Origin of the sequence: Nocardioides sp. NPDC057772, assembly GCF_042798075.1 — a bacterium.
In the GTDB taxonomy this organism is placed as follows: Bacteria; Actinomycetota; Actinomycetes; order Propionibacteriales; family Nocardioidaceae; genus Nocardioides.
Genome location: NZ_JBHVKN010000377.1, coordinates 1 through 1,741, shown reverse-complemented (window position 1 = coordinate 1,741; position 1,741 = coordinate 1). Strand labels below are relative to the sequence as shown.

Annotated in this window: 1 protein-coding gene and 1 pseudogene; both read right to left on the bottom strand. The window is 67.0% G+C overall.

All coding sequences use genetic code 11. The annotated features are described in order from the left end of the window. Positions 1-80: 80 nt before the first annotated feature. On the bottom strand, positions 81-1,280 hold the full coding sequence (gene metK, locus ACFVJS_RS27850) for a methionine adenosyltransferase (protein WP_378886782.1): 1,200 nt from the start codon (positions 1,278-1,280) through the stop codon (positions 81-83). Positions 1,281-1,408: 128 nt separating this feature from the next. Then, positions 1,409-1,681 (bottom strand): annotated as a pseudogene (locus ACFVJS_RS27845) (phosphopantothenoylcysteine decarboxylase); the annotation flags it as partial. Between the last annotated feature and the right edge of the window lie 60 nt (positions 1,682-1,741).

Here is a 1,741-nt window from a genome sequence, read left to right as displayed (position 1 = left end):
TCTCAGGCAATTCCTGCACTTCTCGGGTGTTGCAATGCCCGAGAAGTGCAGGAATACCCGGTTAACCGGGTATTCCGACCTCAGGCGCCGGCAGCAGCCTTGAGCGCGTCGGCGCGGTCGGTGCGCTCCCAGGTGAACTCGGGAAGCTCGCGGCCGAAGTGACCGTAGGCAGCGGTCTTGGCGTAGATCGGGCGGAGCAGGTCGAGGTCGCGCAGGATCGCGGCCGGGCGGAGGTCGAAGACCTCGAGGACGGCCTTCTGGATGTTGGCCTCGGGCACGGTGTGGGTGCCGAAGGTCTCCACGAAGACACCGACGGGCTGGGCCTTGCCGATGGCGTAGGCAACCTGGACCTCAGCGCGACGGGCCAGGCCCGCGGCGACGATGTTCTTGGCCACCCAGCGCATGGCGTACGCAGCCGACCGGTCGACCTTCGAGGGGTCCTTGCCCGAGAAGGCGCCGCCGCCGTGGCGGGCCATGCCGCCGTAGGTGTCGACGATGATCTTACGGCCGGTCAGGCCGGCGTCGCCCATCGGGCCACCGACGACGAAGCGGCCGGTCGGGTTGATGTGGAGCTTGTAGCCGTCGAAGGGAACCGACGACTTGAACTGCTCGAGCACCGGCTCGATGACGTGCTTCTTGATGTCGGCGTGCAGCTGCTCCTGGCTGGTCTCCTCGGAGTGCTGCGTCGAGAGGACGACGGTGTCCACGCGGACGGCCTTGTTCTCGTCGTCGTACTCGATGGTGACCTGGGTCTTGCCGTCGGGACGCAGGTAGTCCAGCGTGCCGTCCTTGCGGACCGCGGTCAGCTTCTCGGCCAGCGTCTGCGCCATCTTGATGGGCAGCGGGAAGAGCTCGGGGGTGTCGTCGCACGCGTAGCCGAACATCAGGCCCTGGTCACCGGCACCCTGCAGGTCGAGCTCGTCGACCGAGCTGTTGAGACGGTGCTCCTCGGCGGTGTCGACGCCCTGGGCGATGTCCTGGCTCTGAGCGCCGATGGCGACCTGGACACCGCAGGAGTGGCCGTCGAAGCCCTTGAGCGACGAGTCGTAGCCGATGTCGAGGATCTTCTGGCGCACGAGCTGGGCGACCGGCGCGTAGGCGTCGGTGGTCACCTCGCCCGCGACCACGACCAGGCCGGTGGTGAGCAGGGTCTCGACAGCCACCCGGCTCTTGGGGTCGTGCTCGAGCAGGTAGTCGAGCACGGTGTCGCTGATCTGGTCGGCGATCTTGTCCGGGTGCCCCTCGGTCACCGACTCCGACGTGAAGAGACGTCCGGTCACGTGTAGCTCCGTTTCACAGGTTCGTGTGGGTGTTCAGGTGGTGAATCGTCAATCGTTCTGGTCGACAAACATAGACCCCGAATCCCAGGACTGCTGCGCTGGTCCTCATCGTGGCGCGTGGCGTGTCGTCAGTTCGTACGTTGTTCATCCAGGCGTAAGGCGATCTGGTCCCAGATCACCTCTGCCAGGGCGGACTTCGCCCCTTCCTGCACGTCGACGTGGCCTCCGTCGGCGCCCAGGATGACCGCCTTGTTGACCTCGCTGCCGAAGACCGCGCCGCCGCTGACGTCGTTGACGACGAGCAGGTCGCAGCCCTTCCGCTTCAGCTTGGCCGCGGCCAGCTCGAGCACCGACCCGGTCGCGTCCCCGGTCTCGGCCGCGAAGCCCACCACGACCTGACCGGACCGGGCTCGTACGTTCGAAGGGGCCGTTGGCCCCGCACCTGGCGTGCCTGGTCAACG